The organism is Nostoc spongiaeforme FACHB-130, from assembly GCF_014698475.1.
Lineage (GTDB): Bacteria > Cyanobacteriota > Cyanobacteriia > Cyanobacteriales > Nostocaceae > Nostoc_B > Nostoc_B spongiaeforme.
On sequence record NZ_JACJTB010000080.1, the window covers coordinates 1 to 17380 of the forward strand.

Genomic DNA, 17380 nt, shown 5'->3' on the forward strand with positions numbered 1-17380 from the left:
TACTCAACCATCTTCCTCTTCGTCTTCCGCGTTGGAGTACTTTTCCTCCTACTCCTGTTGACGATTTCTTTTGCTTCAATTCCTCCTAATTGTAAAAAACCTACACCTGTCAGGTGGGGGGTGTGGGAGGTGTGGGAGACGAGGGGGCGAGGGGGCGAGGGGGCGAGGGGGCGAGGGAGACAAGGGGGACAAGGTAGATAAGTCTGTAGCATGACGAATGACTAATGACAAACGACAAAGGACTAATGACAAATAACAAATGACTATTTCCCAATATCTTCATTCCATAATTCTGGGTTCGTTTGAATAAAGTCACTCATCATTTGTTCGCATTCATCTAAATTTAAATCAATTACTTCTACGCCGTGAGATACCATAAATTCTTTCGCGCCAGGAAATGTGCGAGATTCACCGGCGATGACTTTTTTGATACCAAACTGCACAACTGCCCCGGCGCACAAATAACACGGCATTAAGGTTGAATATAGGGTGGTACCTCTGTAGCTGCCAATTCTGCCAGCGTTACGGAGACAATCAATTTCGGCATGGGTAACAGGATCGCCGTCTTGGACGCGCTTATTGTGTCCTCTACCAAGAATCTCGCCATCCTTGACGAGAACGGAACCGATGGGAATTCCACCTTCTTGTCTACCTTGTCTAGCTTGAGCGATCGCAGCTTGCATAAATTCATCCATTCTCTTATTCTCCTTTATGTCAAAACAACTGGTATTAATGGATCACGATGGTGGTGTAGATGATTATCTAGCAACTATGCTGCTGTTGACGATGGATCATCTAGAATTGCTTGGTGTTGTCGTCACTCCTGCTGATTGTTATGTCCAACCTGCCGTTAGTGCGACACGTAAAATCATTGATTTGATGGGATTTTCTCACATCCCAGTTGCCGAAAGTACAGTACGCGGGATAAATCCTTTTCCCCGTCTCTATCGGCGTGATTCATTTATTGTTGACCATCTCCCCATTCTCAACCAGCAGGATACTATCAATACACCTTTGGTTGCTGAACCTGGACAGGATTTTATGGTGCGGGTGTTACGAGAAGCACTCCAACCAGTAACGCTGATGGTAACAGGGCCATTAACGACAGTTGCAGTGGCGTTAGATAAAGCACCAGACATTGAAGCCAAAATTCACAGAATTGTTTGGATGGGTGGTGCGTTGAATGTTGGTGGTAATGTGGAAAAAAGTTTAGAAGCCGGACAAGATGGTTCGGCGGAATGGAATGTTTATTGGGATGCAGTTTCCGCCGCGCGAGTTTGGCAAACCCAAATTGAAATTATTATGTGTCCGTTAGATTTAACTAACAATGTCCCAGTGACATCAGATATTGTGTACAAAATGGGCAAACAACGTCACTATCTCATCTCTGATTTAGCCGGACAATGTTATGCACTGGTAATTCCCCAAGATTATTATTTTTGGGATGTGTTGGCGACGGCTTATTTAGGACACCCAGAATTTTATCAACTGCGACAGTGGGAAACGGAAATTATTACCACTGGCTTAAGTCAAGGACGGACGAAAGTTGTTCCTGGTGGGCGGAAGATTTATGCAATGGATACTGTTGATAAAGAGGCTTTTTATGCTTATATCTTGCAGCAATGGGCAAGATGAAAGGTAACAGGTAACAGGCAACAGTGGAAATCAGATTGCTATAGGATGGAAAATACAGCAGATTTTTAGTGGATGAAGTACACAATTTAGTTTTCAAACTTAGATAGCAAGACTATTCTGACTCCTGGATTCTGCTGTATATGTTTCTACCATAATTAAGAGTTATTTTTTCTCATGACCATTGTTGAAGTTGCACCATCCCTAGTTAGCATTGCCGAAAAAACTCGCGCAGCTGCAAGTAAGTTAGCAATTCTGTCCACTGAGGCGAAAAATGAAGCGATCGCAGCGATCGCTCAAGGGTTAGAATCAGCCAGAGAGGAAATATTGCAGGCAAATGTGGCTGACTGTCAAGCTGCGGCGGCGGAAGGAATTGCTAAACCTCTGTATAAGCGGTTGCAGTTAGATGAACATAAATTAAGAGATGCGATCGCTGGAGTCCGAGATGTTGGTAAACTGGCTGATCCAATAGGTAAAGTCCAGATTCACCGCGAACTCGATACTGGTTTAGTCCTCAAACGCATCTCTTGTCCTTTGGGTGTGTTAGGCATTATTTTTGAAGCCCGTCCCGAAGCCGCCATTCAAATTGTTTCTTTGGCGATTAAATCTGGTAATGGTGTAATTCTTAAATGTGGTAAAGAAGCTGTACGTTCTTGTGAAGCCATAGTCAAAGCAATTAAACAAGGATTATCTCAAACTGCGGTCAGTCCTGACGCTGTGCAGTTACTCACCACAAGAGAAGAAACTGTAGGACTTTTAAAATTAGATAAATATGTAGATTTAATTATTCCTAGAGGTTCTAATTCTTTTGTCAGGTTTGTGCAAGAAAATACCCGCATTCCTGTCCTTGGTCATGCTGATGGCATTTGTCATGCTTATATTGATCAAGCTGCTGATATTAACAAAGCTGTAGAAATTACTGTGGATGCGAAAATCCAATATGCGGCTGCTTGTAATGCCATTGAAACTTTATTAGTACATCAAGCAATTGCCGGAGAATTTTTACCCAAAGTTGCCGCAGCTTTAGCCGCCAATCATGTGGAATTAAAAGGTGATCAACGCACCTTAGAAATATTACCAAATATTGCCCCAGCTACCGAAGTTGATTGGGAAACAGAATATAGCGATTTAATTTTGTCAGTTAAGATTGTAGACTCTTTAGAAGATGCGATCGCTCATATTAACCAATATGGTTCTCGCCACACCGACGCAATTATTACAGAAAATATCGCCACCGCAGAATCTTTCTTTGGCTTGGTAAATTCTGCTGGCGTTTTTCACAATTGTTCCACACGCTTTGCTGATGGTTTCCGCTATGGTTTTGGCGCAGAAGTCGGCATTAGTACTCAACAAATGCCTCCCCGCGGCCCTGTTGGTTTAGAAGGCTTGGTAACTTACAAATATCAAATGACTGGTAATGGTCACATTGTCGCTAGTTACACCGGCTCAAATGCCAAAGCATTTATCCACCGCGATTTGTAAGAGGGACTAGTACAACAAGGCAAAAGTCAAAAGGAAAAAGAAAGAATGGTGATACCACAAGCCTTTTAGCAATTTCTTATGGTCTGTTTATTTACGCCGACCTGTACTAGTATTTTTACTGTAACCTGTAACCTATATCAACAAGCACAATCTATGTTACCGTCACTGGAAGAAACAATGACTGGTTGCTGATACAAAGGTACGGTAAAGGTGACAGTTGAACCTAGTCCTTCACCCAAGCTGTAAAAATGTACTTCACCACCCATCGCTTCAATTAGCTTTTGGGATATTGCCAACCCCAAACCTGTACCGCCATATTGGCGAGTGCGGGAACCATCTACTTGAGAAAACAATTGAAATAATTTATCTTGCTTGTCTAAAGAAACACCAATACCTGTATCAGCTACCCGGACTCTAACCATACCGGGAAATTGTTGTTCTTGGAATGTGACTTTTTTCTGGACGATTTCGGATGTGATGGTTATACCACCTTCATGGGTAAATTTAATAGCATTGTTTACCAAGTTCAGCATGACTTGGAGTAGCCGTTGATAATTTCCTTGGACAACAATTTCATCGCAGGTTGTGGGAATTTGCATCCGAAAGCTGAGGTTTTTCATTTCTGCTTGGGGACGCATAAAACTTTCTACACCACAAAATAGCTCATCTAATTTGACCGGAGCGCAGTCTAATTCCATTTTGCCTGCTTCAATTTTGGCAATATCCAAAATATCGTTGATGATGTTCAGCAGGTGAATGGATGATTGATGGGCTTCTAAAAGAAACTGATGCTGTTCTTCTGGATCATCTGCCATCCCCTCTAGAATCAGCTTTAAAAAGCCAATCATTCCATTCAGGGGAGTACGAATTTCGTGGGAAACGTTGGCTAAAAATTCACTTTTGAGGCGTGATGCTTCTTCGGCTTTTTGTCGGGCTGCTTCTAATTCTTTATATAAAGTAGCATGAGCGATCGCCGTTCCTAATTGATCGGCTACTTCTTTCGCTAATTCTAGTTCAGCATTTGTGAGAGGATAACATTCATCTCGCACAGCCACAGCAATCAAACCATTGGCTTGGTCTTGATAGCAAGTTGCAACCACTAAAACTTTCTGCTCTGGACACAGTGCATATTTTGATACCTCCATCACCACAGGTTCTAAAGTGGCTAATGCTTGGGCAAATGCTGGCTCAGAAGCAACATCTATTTCTAAGCCAAGCATCGAACTGCGTTCTGGCTGATGGTACTCTGCTATGACACGCACTTTAGAGCTAGAGGGCTGATAGGGACAGATAATGCAACGTTCTAGCTTGAGGGCTTTACCCAAACTATCTACTGTTTGTTGCCAAATAATGTCTAAATCCAAAGTTCGCCGAATATTTCTAGTAATTTTCGTTACTAGTTTTTGATGTTGTTGCGAACGTAAAGCCAACTCGATTGGTGTAGGCGCTTTGGGTATATTACTGATTTCTTGTTGATTTACTGTCGCCTGTAATAACCGCCCCATCACTATAACTGTAGTGGCGGCAGTTCCCAGTGGCGGTATGATTGGACACATTACTATTTCCAACTCATACAACTCTTGCTGGTAGCGAAACCAACATTGAAACTTTTCTGGCACCAAACTTGCTAAAATTCGGTGTAATCGTTCCAAATAAGCTACCTTATCCGCAGGAGCAAAAATTTCCTCTTCATGGCTGCTGACTACTTGCTCAGGGTTTAATCCCAGAACTTCACTACGCTGCCAATAAAATGTCAGGTAGCGGCCTGATCCATCCTGCATATACACCAACTCAGCACCGAGAGCTGGTGAAGAGCCGTTTGTTTGATTAGCTATGTCTTCCAGATTTTGAGAAAATAAGTTTGGCAATTGGGAGTTGGCAGTAATAGTCATTTAATCGAGTTGGGTAGACAAGTGGCAACTCAATACAGGTTTGCTTCGGCTAATGCTTTTGCAGACTTACATTGGGTGTTTTGACTGTTGTGAACACGATGATTGACCTTTGTGTTCTTGTCTATGAAAAGCTTGTTTGTGGCTGTCAATCATTCCACTCACCTCTAGGTGGTACAGGTGTGCGATAAGGAGTCCGTGTCAGTTCATCATCTCTAGGAATCTCACCCCGTAACCATTGGCGAATTGCCACCTCAATGACTTTGCTAGGATCATTGGTAAGATGCTGAATTTGTTCTAATAACTCAGAATCTAGGCGGACAGCAATTTCTACCTTATCGCCTTGTCTTTGCTCCCCTTCGGTAGCTCTCTCTTTCATATTCATAGGTTTATATACTCTGAATTTGTTTTTTCCAAAGCTTTGTAAAGTAGTTCTACTCAAGTTTCGGGTTAGTTTACTGACAAATCTTAAAGGTATAGATACATAGTTCCCCGAACTCTCACCAAAAATAACAGCTTGAGATTTTTAAGTGGCCATTTTCATAGAACTCACTCTTTCAATGCTCTAGAAGTTTTGTCAGTAAATCAGTAGATCCGAGCATTTACGAGGTGTAACTGCCCACGATCCCTACACTATGTACTTATATATCTTTATTGTACGCTGCTGATTGTTCAATACCTGCAAGGAAAAATAGACTTAATTATAGAGACTTTATATAGATTTGCAAAATACTTAAGAGTCAATCTTCAACAGTAATTGGTCATTGGTCATGAGTTATTAGTCATTCGCCATGCTACAGACTTATCTACCTTGTCCCCCACACCTCCCACACCTCCCACACCCTCCAACTCCCAACTCCCAACTCCCCACTCCCTCTCCTAAATAGCAGCGTCTTGGCAAAGAAAGCATTAAAATACATTAAGTAAATCGCTCTTTATAACCTTGGTTGCTGCTTCAGCAAAGATAGTATATGACTGACGTTCCCGCAGTTCGCATTCGCAATTTCTGTATTATTGCTCACATTGATCACGGGAAATCAACCCTGGCCGATCGCTTGTTGCAAGCTACCGGCACTGTTGATGAACGACAGATGAAGGAGCAGTTTCTCGACAATATGGATTTAGAACGGGAGCGCGGCATTACCATTAAGCTGCAAGCTGCCCGGATGAATTACACTGCTAAAGATGGCCAGCAGTATGTATTAAATTTAATTGACACTCCCGGACACGTAGACTTTTCTTATGAGGTGTCGCGCAGTTTGGCGGCTTGTGAAGGGGCATTGTTAGTTGTAGATGCGTCTCAAGGTGTGGAAGCCCAAACTCTGGCGAATGTCTACTTGGCGTTAGAGCATAACTTGGAAATTATTCCCGTTCTCAACAAAATCGACCTTCCTGGTGCCGAACCAGACCGGGTAATTAGCGAAATTGAAGAAATTATTGGTCTTGATTGCAGTGGGGCAATTCTCGCCTCAGCCAAAGAAGGAATTGGCATTAATGAGATTTTAGAGACGATTGTGGAACGGGTTCCACCCGCACCTGATAGAGTTAATGAACGTTTACGGGCGTTAATTTTTGATAGCTATTACGATCCCTATCGGGGGGTAATTGTCTACTTCCGGGTGATGGATGGGCGCGTGAAAAAAGGCGATCGCGTTTATCTGATGGCATCCGGTAAGGAATACGAAATCGACGAGTTGGGTGTCTTGTCTCCCACCCAAAAGCAAGTTGATGAACTCCACGCCGGGGAAGTAGGTTATTTAGCCGCCGCCATTAAGGCCGTAGCCGATGCGCGGGTAGGCGATACCATTACGTTGTCTAATGCCAAAGCCGCAGACCCTTTACCAGGCTACACCGAAGCCAACCCAATGGTTTTTTGTGGGATGTTCCCCATCGATGCTGACCAATTTGAAGACTTGCGGGAAGCTTTAGAAAAGCTCAGACTCAATGATGCGGCGCTGCACTACGAACCAGAAACTTCGAGCGCGATGGGTTTTGGTTTCCGTTGTGGTTTCTTGGGCTTGCTGCACATGGAAATTGTGCAGGAACGGTTGGAACGTGAGTATGACTTGGATTTAATTATTACTGCGCCTTCGGTGGTTTATAAAGTAACTACTATTAAGGGCGAAGAATTATATATTGATAATCCTAGCCATTTACCTGCACCTAATGACCGCGAGAAAATCGAAGAACCCTACGTGCAGGTAGAAATGATTACACCGGAGGGTTTTGTCGGCACATTGATGGAGTTGTCACAAAATCGCCGTGGTATTTTCAAAGACATGAAATATCTCACCCAAGGACGCACCACCTTGACCTATGAGATACCCTTGGCGGAAGTTGTCACCGACTTTTTTGACCAAATGAAATCGCGATCGCGCGGTTATGCCAGTATGGAATACCATATCATTGGCTACCGTGAAAATCCCCTGGTGAAGCTAGATATCATGATTAACGGCGACCCCGTTGATTCTTTAGCAATGATTGTCCACCGCGATAAGGCTTATAACGTCGGGCGGTCAATGGCTGAGAAACTCAAGGAATTGATTCCCCGCCATCAATTTAAAGTGCCAATTCAAGCCGCCATTGGTAGTAAAGTCATTGCTAGTGAACATATCCCCGCCTTACGCAAAGATGTACTCGCCAAGTGTTACGGCGGTGACATCAGCCGCAAGAAAAAACTCTTGCAAAAGCAAGCCAAAGGTAAAAAGCGGATGAAAGCAGTAGGTACAGTAGATGTACCCCAAGAAGCTTTTATGGCAGTGTTACGGTTAGATCAAAATTAAAGAAGAATTCAGGAGTCAGAATCCATTCTGAATTCTGTTGGATAAAGACTGTTATTAACTGTATACAGCAACTACCAGGAATGTCTAAGGGAAGATTCTCTTGACATTCCTTTATTTATGTCCTGATGGTTTTTACTTAAGTCTGGAAATTAAGAAGAACTTAGTTTAGGGTATCCAGATGTATGGACTGGATTTCTCTCTTGTGAGAAATCCAGGGGTGTGGGAGGGGTGGGAAGTGTGGGAGGATGGTGAAGAAATCTTTCCTCCCACACTCCCCACACTCCCCTCTCTCTCCACACCCGCTACCCATACGTGAGAAATTCGGGATGGGTGTAACCTATATACCCTTACACCCAGCCTTGAAATAGTAGTGTTATAAAACTCAACAAAGGGGTAAGAGACTTCATCCCTAGAGGAACATTTATCAATTAATCTAGTAAGTTTCATAAGGTATTTGCTAATCTGCTCAACCTTGATAACCTGTGATCTATCCCTAAAATTATTAAAAAATTAGAAAACTTTGGTAAACATACCGACTCAATAGATTTCTTCTCCTTGTATTTTTGAGATACAGCTAGTTTTTTGAGAAATTTATAAAAATTTGGAGATTTTAGTACATGAAAATACTTGTATTAAGTTGGGAATTTCCACCAAGAATAGTCGGCGGTATTGCGAGACACGTAGCTGAGTTGTATCCAGAAATAGCTAAGTTAGGGCATGAAGTTCACTTAATTACAGTGGAGTTTGGTCAAGCACCGATGTATGAAGTCGTGGAAGGCATAAATGTGCATCGGGTACCAGTGGGACATAGTAATGACTTTTTTCACTGGATTGTCAATCTTAACCAAAGCATGGGTCATCACGGTGGTAAGTTAATTTTGGAGGAAGGGCCATTTGATGTGATCCATGCCCATGATTGGTTAGTGGGTGATGCAGCGATCGCTCTCAAGCATACTTTTAAAATCCCTTTAATTGCAACAATTCACGCCACAGAACATGGACGCTATAACGGGATTCATAACGATATTCAACGCTATATTCACGGCAAAGAAAACTTACTTGCCTTCGATGCTTGGCGCGTTATCGTTTGTACAGACTATATGCGCCGGGAGGTAGAACGCGCCCTCAGCAGCCCTTGGGATAAAATCGATGTAATTTATAACGGTATCCGTCCAGAGAAAAAACAGCATCACCAAGATTTTCACGCTCAAGATTTTCGCCGCCAATTTGCCGAAGATGGTGAAAAAATTGTTTACTATGTCGGGCGGATGACTTATGAAAAAGGTGTACCAGTATTATTAAATGCTGCACCCAAAGTTCTTGCAGAGATGGGTGGTTACGTCAAATTTGTGATTATTGGTGGCGGTAATACCGATCATCTTAAACGCCAAGCCGCAGATTTAGGCATTTGGGAGAAATGTTACTTTACTGGTTTTTTATCTGATGAATACTTAGATAAATTTCAAACCATTGCTGACTGTGCTGTATTCCCTAGTTTTTATGAACCCTTTGGGATTGTGGCTTTAGAAAGCTTTGCATCGCGCGTCCCCGTGGTAGTTTCCGACACGGGTGGTTTCCCGGAAGTTGTTCAGCATACCAAAACAGGTATCGTCACTGGGGTAAATGATCCTGATTCTTTAGCATGGGGAATTTTGGAGGTTTTGAAAAACCCCGAATATCGGCAATGGCTGGTAGATAACGCTTACGAAGATTTAGAACGCCGCTTTAGCTGGTCAAAACTAGCCCAGCAAACAGAGTCAGTTTATCAGCGAGTGGTGCAGGAGCGATCGCAAGTTATCTGGTAATTAAACACAGCGTAAAACTGAGCATACTGCCCCTAAACCAGAGAAAAAATGATTACTCTGGACTATTTGACGTTAAAAAACATTACAAGACCTGTACGCTGGGAATTTCAAGCCTTCTGATGCGAGAGTAAACAGTAAATGCAGTTTGCTCTATAAAGTTAGTATGACGAAGGCATTCCCAGATATAGCAAAGTTCTGGAAGAATTTGGGAACTGTGTTGTTAAGAATGGGTGCCAGTTTAATAACCCGTCTTACAGCATACCTGAAACGCCACTTCATTGACAACACTGTTGATGTTGTTCCGCCCATTTCCCACCTTCCTCGTCTAGCTGGCCCCGTATTTAATTTAGGCGGCGGTGGCCCTGATGTTGAGAAGGCTATTCAATGGATGATTGACCAAGTTCGTGGAGATACTAGTAGCAGCGCCAATAAAGTTGATGTGGTAGTTCTCCGCGCCTATGGCAGTGAAGATTACAATCACCTGATTTACGGTATGAGAGGTGTGAACTCAGTCAAAACACTCATCATCAGTAACCGCAATGATGCCAACCGCGAAGATATCGTCACCAAAGTTAGAAAAGCTGGCGTAGTTTTCTTTGCTGGGGGAGACCAATGTCAATATATCCGCAGTTGGAAAAACACCAAACTAGAAAACGCTGTGCGAGAAGTCTACGCCAGAGGCGGTGCAATTGGCGGGACGAGTGCAGGTGCAATGATTCACAGTGAGTATATCTACGATTCTTGTGCTTGCGAAGACAGCATAGAAACCAGAGAAATACTCGAAGACCCTTATCGAAATATCACCTTTACTTATGATTTTTTTCAATGGGGTCATTTGCGCGGAACCATCATCGATACCCACTTCGATAGCCGCAAACGTATGGGTCGCATTATGGCTTTTATTGCGCGACAAATTCAGGATGGTAAAGCTAACCGGGTTTTAGGAATAGCTATTAGTGAGGAGACATCCCTTGTCATAGATAAATATGGTCTAGCCAAGGTGATGGGGAGAAACGCCGCCTACTTTGTCTTGGGCGACCACCCACCGGAGGTATGTAAACCCCGGACACCTCTGACTTACCATGACTATAAAATTTGGCGGGTTCCCAGTGGCGACACATTCGACCTGAGAAACCCACCAAGTCGGGGTTATTACTTTAGGAGTGTGAAGCGAGGGAGGTTTAATTCAGATCCCTATTGAGTGGGTGTGAGGGTGTGAGGGTGTAAGGGTGTGAGGAAAAGAGGCGCTTTGGTTTTTTTATTAGATGGACTGAGAACCTTTCTAATTGTCCTTGCTGCCTCCTGCCTCCTGCCTACCTTACACCCTTACACCCAAAGTTAATTAACTTACAACTTCGTCCCACACTCAGAACAGAAGTTATGGTTCGGTGCATTCATGCTACCGCAGTGACTACAACAAACAGGTTCTACAGAACTGGTTGGTGGTTGCTTGGGTAAACCCACCATTTGAGCGTTGCTCTTACCAGGGGCTACCATTGGATAGCAGTTTTCGTCTCTGGTGACGTGAACATTTAAGATGACGGGGCCGTTATGTGCCAACATTTCGGCGATCGCATCTTTTAATTGCTCCCGTTCTTTAACTACAATGCCTTTGATACCGTAAGCTTTCGCCAACAACTCAATATCTGGCATCCCGACTTCCATGTTTGAGCAAGAGTAACGTTCACCGTGGAAAGCTTGTTGCCACTGACGCACCATTCCCTGCCAACCATTGTTCACGATTACCGTCTTGACATTAATACCATATTGTGATGCTGTTCCCAATTCTTGTAAACACATTTGGAAACTTGCATCACCACTGATACAAATCACTTCTTCGTTGGGGAAGGCGACTTTTGCACCAATAGCCGCAGGTAAGCCAAAACCCATTGTTCCTAAACCCGCGCTGGAAATCCAACGGCGTGGCCCATTCTTGAGGAACTGCGCCGCCCACATTTGATGCTGACCCACATCTGTGGTGTAGAAGGCGTGGGGTGCTTGGCGACTAACTTCGACAATGGCTTCTTGTGGTGAAATGCTGTCGGGGTGCTGCGGTACAACCAAGGGATATTCTTCCCGCCAACGGTTAATTAAATTCAACCATTCTTGGTTTTGGTTGGGTGTGGGTTTAATCCCAGATTGCTTGCAGCGTCGCAACAAATCAAGCAGTACGTTGCGGACATCACCAACAATGGGTACTTCGGGAATGCGGTTTTTCCCGACTTCTGCTGGGTCGATGTCGATGTGAATGACCTTAGCGCGGGAAGCAAATTCATCTAATTTCCCTGTTACGCGGTCATCAAATCTCGCACCCACGCAAATCAGCAAATCACAATCACTCACAGCAAAGTTAGCGTAGGCTGTGCCGTGCATTCCCAACATCCCCACAGACAGAGGATGATGTTCATCAAATGCCCCAATTCCCATCAATGTGGTAGTGACAGGAATATTGAATAACTCAGCTAACTGTTTAACTTCTTCATGGGCGTTAGATGCGATCGCACCACCACCAACATACAACAATGGGCGACGGCTTTCTTTCAGTAACTTAATTGCCGCATTGATTTGGCGGGGATTTCCCTTAACGGTGGGGCGATAGCCTGGTAATTTGACTGTACCTGGTTCTACAGGCTCATAATCAAATTCTTCAAAGGCGACATCTTTGGGGACATCAATTAAAACTGGCCCTGGCCGTCCGGTGCTGGCAATGTGGAATGCTTCAGCCACAATTCTGGCCATATCTTTAGGGTCACGCACCACATAAGAGTGCTTGACTATGGGTAAAGTAATCCCGTAAATGTCGGTTTCTTGAAACGCATCTGTACCGATCATTTTCCGGGGTACTTGTCCCGTGACGATCACCATTGGAATTGAATCCATGTAGGCTGTAGCGATGCCTGTTACCAAGTTTGTCGCCCCAGGGCCAGAAGTGCCAAAGCACACTCCGACTTTACCAGTGGCGCGGGCATAGCCGTCTGCGGCGTGGGCTGCGCCTTGTTCATGCCTTACCAGGATGTGCTTGAGCGCACCAGTTGATTCTACTTTGTATAAATCATCATAAATCGGCAGGATTGCCCCACCAGGATAACCAAATATATACTCAACGCCGTGGCGTAGTAGGCTATCTAGTAAAGCGAAACCACCAGTTGCCCTTTTGGGTGTCACAACTGACGATTGAGCAGCAGACTGGTTTTGATTCTCGGTTTTTGCAGGACTAATCGGGGAAGGCAAGCTCAAGGTCACGGTCGAACCTCAGATAATAGCTAAGTTAACGCTTAAATTCTGTAGTTAAGATTTCATTTTAATGGAAAAGTTCGATTTAGTGCCTACCGATTTTTTAAATATCAATCACAAGGTAGAAGTGACAAACAGATAAATCTGTTTGTGCTGAATATCTTAAAAATATGAAATAACAAAGTTGCGCTTGTTTTAATCATAGACAATTAAGCATGATTATCAAGCTCTTTAAATCACATCCTGTAAAACTCGGCGGGTATTTTGCCATGCCCAAACACCAACGGCAGCTACTACAACGCTCATTGTTACTAGTACCACACGCAAGCCCAGAGCATCTGTTAATGGCCCAGTAATGGCTAAAGGTACAGATAAAGCAATATTTACGGCATGGTTTTGAAAACCAAATACTTTACCGTGCATGGTTGGCGGTGTTTGCTGCTGAATTAAAGTTTGCATGGGTACGCCAATTAAAGCCGCACCTATACCTAACAATGTACATAGGCCTAATGCCAGCAATAAGTTATGGGTAAATGTGAAGACTCCCAAAACTAGTGCCATTGCTAAAAACCCCATCAAAGGTAAGGGTTTGTGGTGTAATTTATCTCCCCAGTGACCTAAAATTCCTGCCCCAATGAGCATTCCAACCCCAGCAGCAGCTAAGAAAAAGCCAAACTGCTTCTCTTTTAAACCAAACTCTTCGGCTAATCGAATTGTCAGGACTGTTAAAGCTGCAAACACACAATATAAGGTGGTTAATTGCAGCATTGCGTTTAAAACTAAGCGGTTTTTCTTGAGATATCGCACACTTTCTCTAAATTCCGCCCAAGGATTCACAGATACTCGATGTTCTCGATGGGGTTTATGTTCTTTAAATTGAATCGGCTGCATCATCACACCCGATAAAATGTATAGTCCGCCAACGATGATTTCTTGCCCGTATTCTTCTCCCATTAAAGTTTTTGCCCAACTTAATATGGGTTCTCCAATGGCAAAACCTACTATCAACGCGCCCATCATGGTGCTGCTAAAAAGGGCGTTGGCTGCCATTAAATTTTCTCGCCGCACTAACAAAGGGATGGCTGCTTGTTCTGCGGGGGCAAAAAACTGCGTTACTGTGGAGATGCAAAAGGTGAGAATTAATAAAATAAAAAATTCCCTTGGTAAAAAGGGCAGACACAGTGTTAATAGCCCACGCACAATATCGGAGCCTACCATGATCAGCTTTTTTGGCAACCGATCCACAAACACACCACCCGCAGAACCGAATAAAATGGCGGGGATGGTAAATGCCACCATTAAGGTTGAGTACATCGAGTTCTCGGCTAATCCTGATGGGGCTGGATAAAATTCCAGTAAGGCAATCATCAACACGAAAAAGACTTTATCTGCCAACTGGGAAATGAGTTGTCCAATCCACAGAAGCATGAAGCCACGGTTTTTTAGCAGTGCGCTAAACCCATTATTGACAGCAGCAGGTTCAGTTGGAAACATCGGTTCTTAGTGATAACGACTAGGGTAGATAGAACAGCTGGGGGAGTAGGGAGTAGGGAGTGGGGAGTAGAGTTGCTCCCTGGCTGCTTCCTATTTCTCACTCCTGTTTGCTGACGCTGTTTTCCGGACTATTTTTATTCATAGCGTTTTAGCAACAAATGCAAAAACTCAGCAGCAGTCAAGCGCATTTGTTGGGGAGAATCTTCATTTGAAGAGTCTACCCACCAACCTTGGACATTTTGGGGCGATCGCCACATAGATAAATGGTCAACGGTTGGTTCTGCGTAAAAATTATTATGCCCACTACCGAGTAACAAAGAACTCCAATGTGTAAAATAATCGTGGCTGAGGCGATGAATGGGAAAATTCCCCCATAAAGGTACACCCCATCCATCTATAGCAATAAACGCTTTGACTTGTCCTCCCCAGATTTGCCAGTTCCAGGCGGCGGCGATCGCTCCCAAGACTCCCGCACTGAAGCTAATAAATACAATAGGTGTATTTTGACGATTTTTGCAGCGATCGCCTAAAAATTGCAAAATATGTGGGGCTGATAATGCTAAAACACCTTGCCCCGGAAACACCATAATTTTATCTCTTTTTTGGCTTAACCAGCCTGAAATAAAGTTTTCCGTGAGTTCGGGTTCATGAATTCCTGGGCAAAGGATGATCATCATTTATCTTTTCTGCTCACAAGTTACAGTTGCTTGTTCTGGCGTTTTTGTTCATTAATCCAGAATTAGATTAAGTATTTCTATATAAACAAAAAGATATAAAAAACACTTAAAAATCTTACATAAATAGAACGAATTAGTTAAATTTTTCTTGAGGATACTCGGTAATTATTTTGTCATACTCAGTATCTAGGATTAATTCTAAGTATGTCTTTTGAAGTATTGTTGTTAATTTTCTAGTTATCCTATCCCCCCGGAAGGGATAATGATTTATGATTCAGAAAAATACACGAGAGTTATTACTTAACGCGATGTGCGAGTTATTCTTGAAACCCCTCTCCAAACCTCTCCCCGAAGCGGAGAGAGGCTTTGAATCTTGCCCCCCTTCCCTCGTAGGGAAGGGGTTGGGGGTTAGGTTTGAGAAAAAGCGGCACACGGCGTTACCTAGCTCTTGACTCTGAATTTATATTGAGGAATGTATTGTGGTTGCTACCCCAGAAAAATTGCAACACACCCATGAGCATCTACCTGGTCAAGACCGTGTAGCTGTATTATTGATGGGCTATGGTGAAGTCGAAAGCTACGAAGATTTTGCCAATTATAATGAACAGGCTTTAAATTTACTGACAGCGAAGTTTGCACCCGTTCCCACTTGGATTTATCCGCCTCTAGCAAGGCTTTTGGCGTTATTTGATCGCCATGAATGGGGTCATACACACCATGATTTTATTTCGCCACACAACGCCATATTTGAGCAACAACGAGTCGGTATTGAACAGAATTTACAGGCGAAATGGGGCGATCGCGTTAAAGTATTCAAAGCATTTAACTTTTGTGCGCCTTTCTTACCCAAGCAAGTTTTAGCAGAAATCCAAAGCCAAGGTTTTGATAAGCTGTTAATTTACCCCCTGTTGGTTGTTGATTCGATTTTTACCAGTGGAATTGCGATCGAGCAAGTAAATAACGCTTTAGCCGAAATCGCAGCCGGAGAAGAACACTGGGTGAAAGGACAGCGTTACATTCCGTCTTTTTACAACGAACCAGCATACATCGATTTGATGGCGCATCTGGTGGAAGAAAAAATCGATGCTGATTTAGCCGCAAATTACTTACCTTCCCAAATCGGGATTGTATTAATGAATCACGGTTGTCCCCACAAAGCCAAAGGTTTCACCTCTGGGATCACCGAAAGCCAAGCGTTGTATGATTTAGTCCGAGATAAGTTGATTAACCGCTATCCTTTAATATCGGTGGGTTGGTTGAATCACGATACACCTTTAATTGAATGGACACAGCCGAACGCTGAACAAGCTGCTAAAAACCTGATTCAATTAGGGGCAAAAGTCATAGTATTTATGCCCATTGGTTTTGCTACGGAAAACCATGAAACTTTATTAGATGTCCACCACATTATTCATGATTTAGAAAAGCAGCATTCTGGTGTGGATTATGTGCAGATGGCTTGTGTGAACGACAATCCAGAATTTTTGGCAATGGCGGCAGAATGGGCAAATTCTCATATTGCCGATTTGCTGTCAGAACAAGCTGTGACAGTGAATCCTCACTTAACTGAACATCATCACCATCATCATCATTGATGAAGAAGTTAGAAGTCAGAAGTCAGAATTAATCATTTCCATAGCAAGAAGGGTGGGCAAAGTTTTGTCCACCCTTCTTACGGATAATTTAAAATCCAAAATCTTAAATTTTATAGCAGTCCACCAAGCATTTGCGAGGAACTGGGTTACTACTCAGCACTCAGCACTCAGCACTCCGTACTCAGCACTTTCAAGACTTACGCATGAAGGTTGGCTTGTTCTTGCAACCAAGCATCTACAGGCTGTCCATCTTTCCGGCGCAGTTCAATTTCTACCACCATGACTTCTTTAGAGCCAGGAGGAGCGGGTTTTTGGTGGAAAATAATATCGTAGTCTAGGGGATTTTGATTGCGTTCTTTTAACCATTCCTGGACTTTGGTTGTAGCGAAAAATGATTGTCCTTGGTCAAACATCCGGGTAATTTGCATTTGCAGGGTGTAGGGATTTATGCGACCCATTTTTTCCGACCTTTGTAAAGTAATTTAAAGTTAGTATTCTTGTCTACTCTATGTTATACCGCCTGTTATGGCAGCAGTCAGGAGGCAACAATACCCCGAATTTCTCACGTATGGGTAGCGGGTGTGGGGAGTGTGGGAAGTGTGGGGAGTGTGGGGAGTGTGGGGAGTGTGGGGGGAAAGACTTCTTTACCATCCTCCCACACCTCCCACACCTCCCACTGACAGGTGTAGGTTTTTTACAAAGGTGTGAGTAGTCAATCACTCTCGACAGAAAATAAAAGCAGAATCATAGAGTGAAACAGAGGCTCAAATGCTAAAAAATGAGTACCTC

General features: G+C 43.4%; 14 protein-coding genes. 7 read left to right on the plus strand and 7 right to left on the minus strand.

Annotated elements, in window-relative coordinates:
- Positions 1–263: 263 nt before the first annotated feature.
- Positions 264–695 (minus strand): nucleoside deaminase, encoded by a 432-nt coding sequence (locus H6G74_RS30050; protein ID WP_190971172.1) that lies wholly within the window; start codon positions 693–695, stop codon positions 264–266.
- Positions 696–711: 16 nt separating this feature from the next.
- Between H6G74_RS30050 and H6G74_RS30055 the strand changes: the two genes are divergently transcribed.
- Both H6G74_RS30055 and H6G74_RS30060 read left to right on the plus strand, forming a co-directional pair.
- Positions 712–1635 (plus strand): nucleoside hydrolase, encoded by a 924-nt coding sequence (locus H6G74_RS30055; RefSeq protein ID WP_190971173.1) that lies wholly within the window; start codon positions 712–714, stop codon positions 1633–1635.
- Positions 1636–1809: 174 nt separating this feature from the next.
- Positions 1810–3114 carry a glutamate-5-semialdehyde dehydrogenase gene (locus H6G74_RS30060; RefSeq protein WP_190971174.1) on the plus strand — a complete coding sequence of 435 codons (1305 nt, stop codon included), beginning with the start codon at positions 1810–1812 and terminating at the stop codon, positions 3112–3114.
- Between the two features lie 137 nt (positions 3115–3251).
- Here H6G74_RS30060 and H6G74_RS30065 read toward each other — a convergent pair whose 3' ends face one another.
- Together H6G74_RS30065 and H6G74_RS30070 are read right to left on the minus strand one after the other, a co-directional pair.
- The gene (locus H6G74_RS30065; RefSeq protein WP_190971175.1) at positions 3252–5006 is read right to left on the minus strand and encodes an ATP-binding protein; all 1755 of its coding nucleotides are present in this window, start codon (positions 5004–5006) and stop codon (positions 3252–3254) included.
- Positions 5007–5151: 145 nt separating this feature from the next.
- Positions 5152–5388, minus strand: a complete 237-nt coding sequence (locus H6G74_RS30070) for a hypothetical protein (protein ID WP_015113554.1) — start codon at positions 5386–5388, stop codon at positions 5152–5154.
- A 586-nt stretch (positions 5389–5974) separates the two neighbouring features.
- Between H6G74_RS30070 and lepA the strand changes: the two genes are divergently transcribed.
- The 4 genes from lepA (at position 5975) to H6G74_RS30085 (ending at position 10792) form a co-directional block, all read left to right on the plus strand.
- Positions 5975–7786 (plus strand): translation elongation factor 4, encoded by a 1812-nt coding sequence (lepA, locus tag H6G74_RS30075; protein ID WP_190971176.1) that lies wholly within the window; start codon positions 5975–5977, stop codon positions 7784–7786.
- Between the two features lie 178 nt (positions 7787–7964).
- Positions 7965–8102 (plus strand): hypothetical protein, encoded by a 138-nt coding sequence (locus tag H6G74_RS30990; protein WP_206757001.1) that lies wholly within the window; start codon positions 7965–7967, stop codon positions 8100–8102.
- Positions 8103–8403: 301 nt separating this feature from the next.
- Positions 8404–9591 carry a glycosyltransferase family 4 protein gene (locus H6G74_RS30080; protein ID WP_190971177.1) on the plus strand — a complete coding sequence of 396 codons (1188 nt, stop codon included), beginning with the start codon at positions 8404–8406 and terminating at the stop codon, positions 9589–9591.
- A gap of 163 nt (positions 9592–9754) precedes the next feature.
- Positions 9755–10792 carry a cyanophycinase gene (locus H6G74_RS30085; protein WP_190971178.1) on the plus strand — a complete coding sequence of 346 codons (1038 nt, stop codon included), beginning with the start codon at positions 9755–9757 and terminating at the stop codon, positions 10790–10792.
- 146 nt (positions 10793–10938) lie between these two features.
- On the opposite strand, the gene ilvB is transcribed toward H6G74_RS30085, so the two are convergent.
- The 3 genes from ilvB to H6G74_RS30100 form a co-directional block, all read right to left on the minus strand.
- Positions 10939–12834, minus strand: a complete 1896-nt coding sequence (gene ilvB, locus H6G74_RS30090; RefSeq protein WP_190971179.1) for a biosynthetic-type acetolactate synthase large subunit — start codon at positions 12832–12834, stop codon at positions 10939–10941.
- Between the two features lie 222 nt (positions 12835–13056).
- Positions 13057–14319 (minus strand): MFS transporter, encoded by a 1263-nt coding sequence (locus H6G74_RS30095; RefSeq protein ID WP_190971180.1) that lies wholly within the window; start codon positions 14317–14319, stop codon positions 13057–13059.
- A gap of 134 nt (positions 14320–14453) precedes the next feature.
- Entirely contained in the window at positions 14454–14996 is a 543-nt protein-coding gene (locus H6G74_RS30100; protein WP_190971181.1) for a hypothetical protein, read from the minus strand.
- A 479-nt stretch (positions 14997–15475) separates the two neighbouring features.
- Here H6G74_RS30100 and H6G74_RS30105 point away from each other — a divergent pair, with 479 nt between their 5' ends.
- Entirely contained in the window at positions 15476–16591 is a 1116-nt protein-coding gene (locus tag H6G74_RS30105; protein ID WP_190971182.1) for a ferrochelatase, read from the plus strand.
- 197 nt (positions 16592–16788) lie between these two features.
- On the opposite strand, the gene H6G74_RS30110 is transcribed toward H6G74_RS30105, so the two are convergent.
- The gene (locus tag H6G74_RS30110) at positions 16789–17049 is read right to left on the minus strand and encodes a hypothetical protein (protein WP_190592155.1); all 261 of its coding nucleotides are present in this window, start codon (positions 17047–17049) and stop codon (positions 16789–16791) included.
- Between the last annotated feature and the right edge of the window lie 331 nt (positions 17050–17380).

Excerpts from the sequence above, each read along its gene's own strand:
- H6G74_RS30990 (WP_206757001.1), top strand. The coding sequence starts at position 7,965 with ATGTATGGACTGGATTTCTCTCTTGTGAGAAATCCAGGGGTGTGGGAG.
- H6G74_RS30070 (WP_015113554.1), bottom strand. The coding sequence starts at position 5,388 with ATGAATATGAAAGAGAGAGCTACCGAAGGGGAGCAAAGACAAGGCGAT.
- H6G74_RS30060 (WP_190971174.1), top strand. The coding sequence starts at position 1,810 with ATGACCATTGTTGAAGTTGCACCATCCCTAGTTAGCATTGCCGAAAAA.
- H6G74_RS30110 (WP_190592155.1), bottom strand. The coding sequence starts at position 17,049 with ATGGGTCGCATAAATCCCTACACCCTGCAAATGCAAATTACCCGGATG.
- H6G74_RS30065 (WP_190971175.1), bottom strand. The coding sequence starts at position 5,006 with ATGACTATTACTGCCAACTCCCAATTGCCAAACTTATTTTCTCAAAAT.
- H6G74_RS30085 (WP_190971178.1), top strand. The coding sequence starts at position 9,755 with ATGACGAAGGCATTCCCAGATATAGCAAAGTTCTGGAAGAATTTGGGA.
- lepA (WP_190971176.1), top strand. The coding sequence starts at position 5,975 with ATGACTGACGTTCCCGCAGTTCGCATTCGCAATTTCTGTATTATTGCT.
- H6G74_RS30050 (WP_190971172.1), bottom strand. The coding sequence starts at position 695 with ATGGATGAATTTATGCAAGCTGCGATCGCTCAAGCTAGACAAGGTAGA.
- H6G74_RS30095 (WP_190971180.1), bottom strand. The coding sequence starts at position 14,319 with ATGTTTCCAACTGAACCTGCTGCTGTCAATAATGGGTTTAGCGCACTG.
- H6G74_RS30100 (WP_190971181.1), bottom strand. The coding sequence starts at position 14,996 with ATGATGATCATCCTTTGCCCAGGAATTCATGAACCCGAACTCACGGAA.
- H6G74_RS30055 (WP_190971173.1), top strand. The coding sequence starts at position 712 with ATGTCAAAACAACTGGTATTAATGGATCACGATGGTGGTGTAGATGAT.
- H6G74_RS30080 (WP_190971177.1), top strand. The coding sequence starts at position 8,404 with ATGAAAATACTTGTATTAAGTTGGGAATTTCCACCAAGAATAGTCGGC.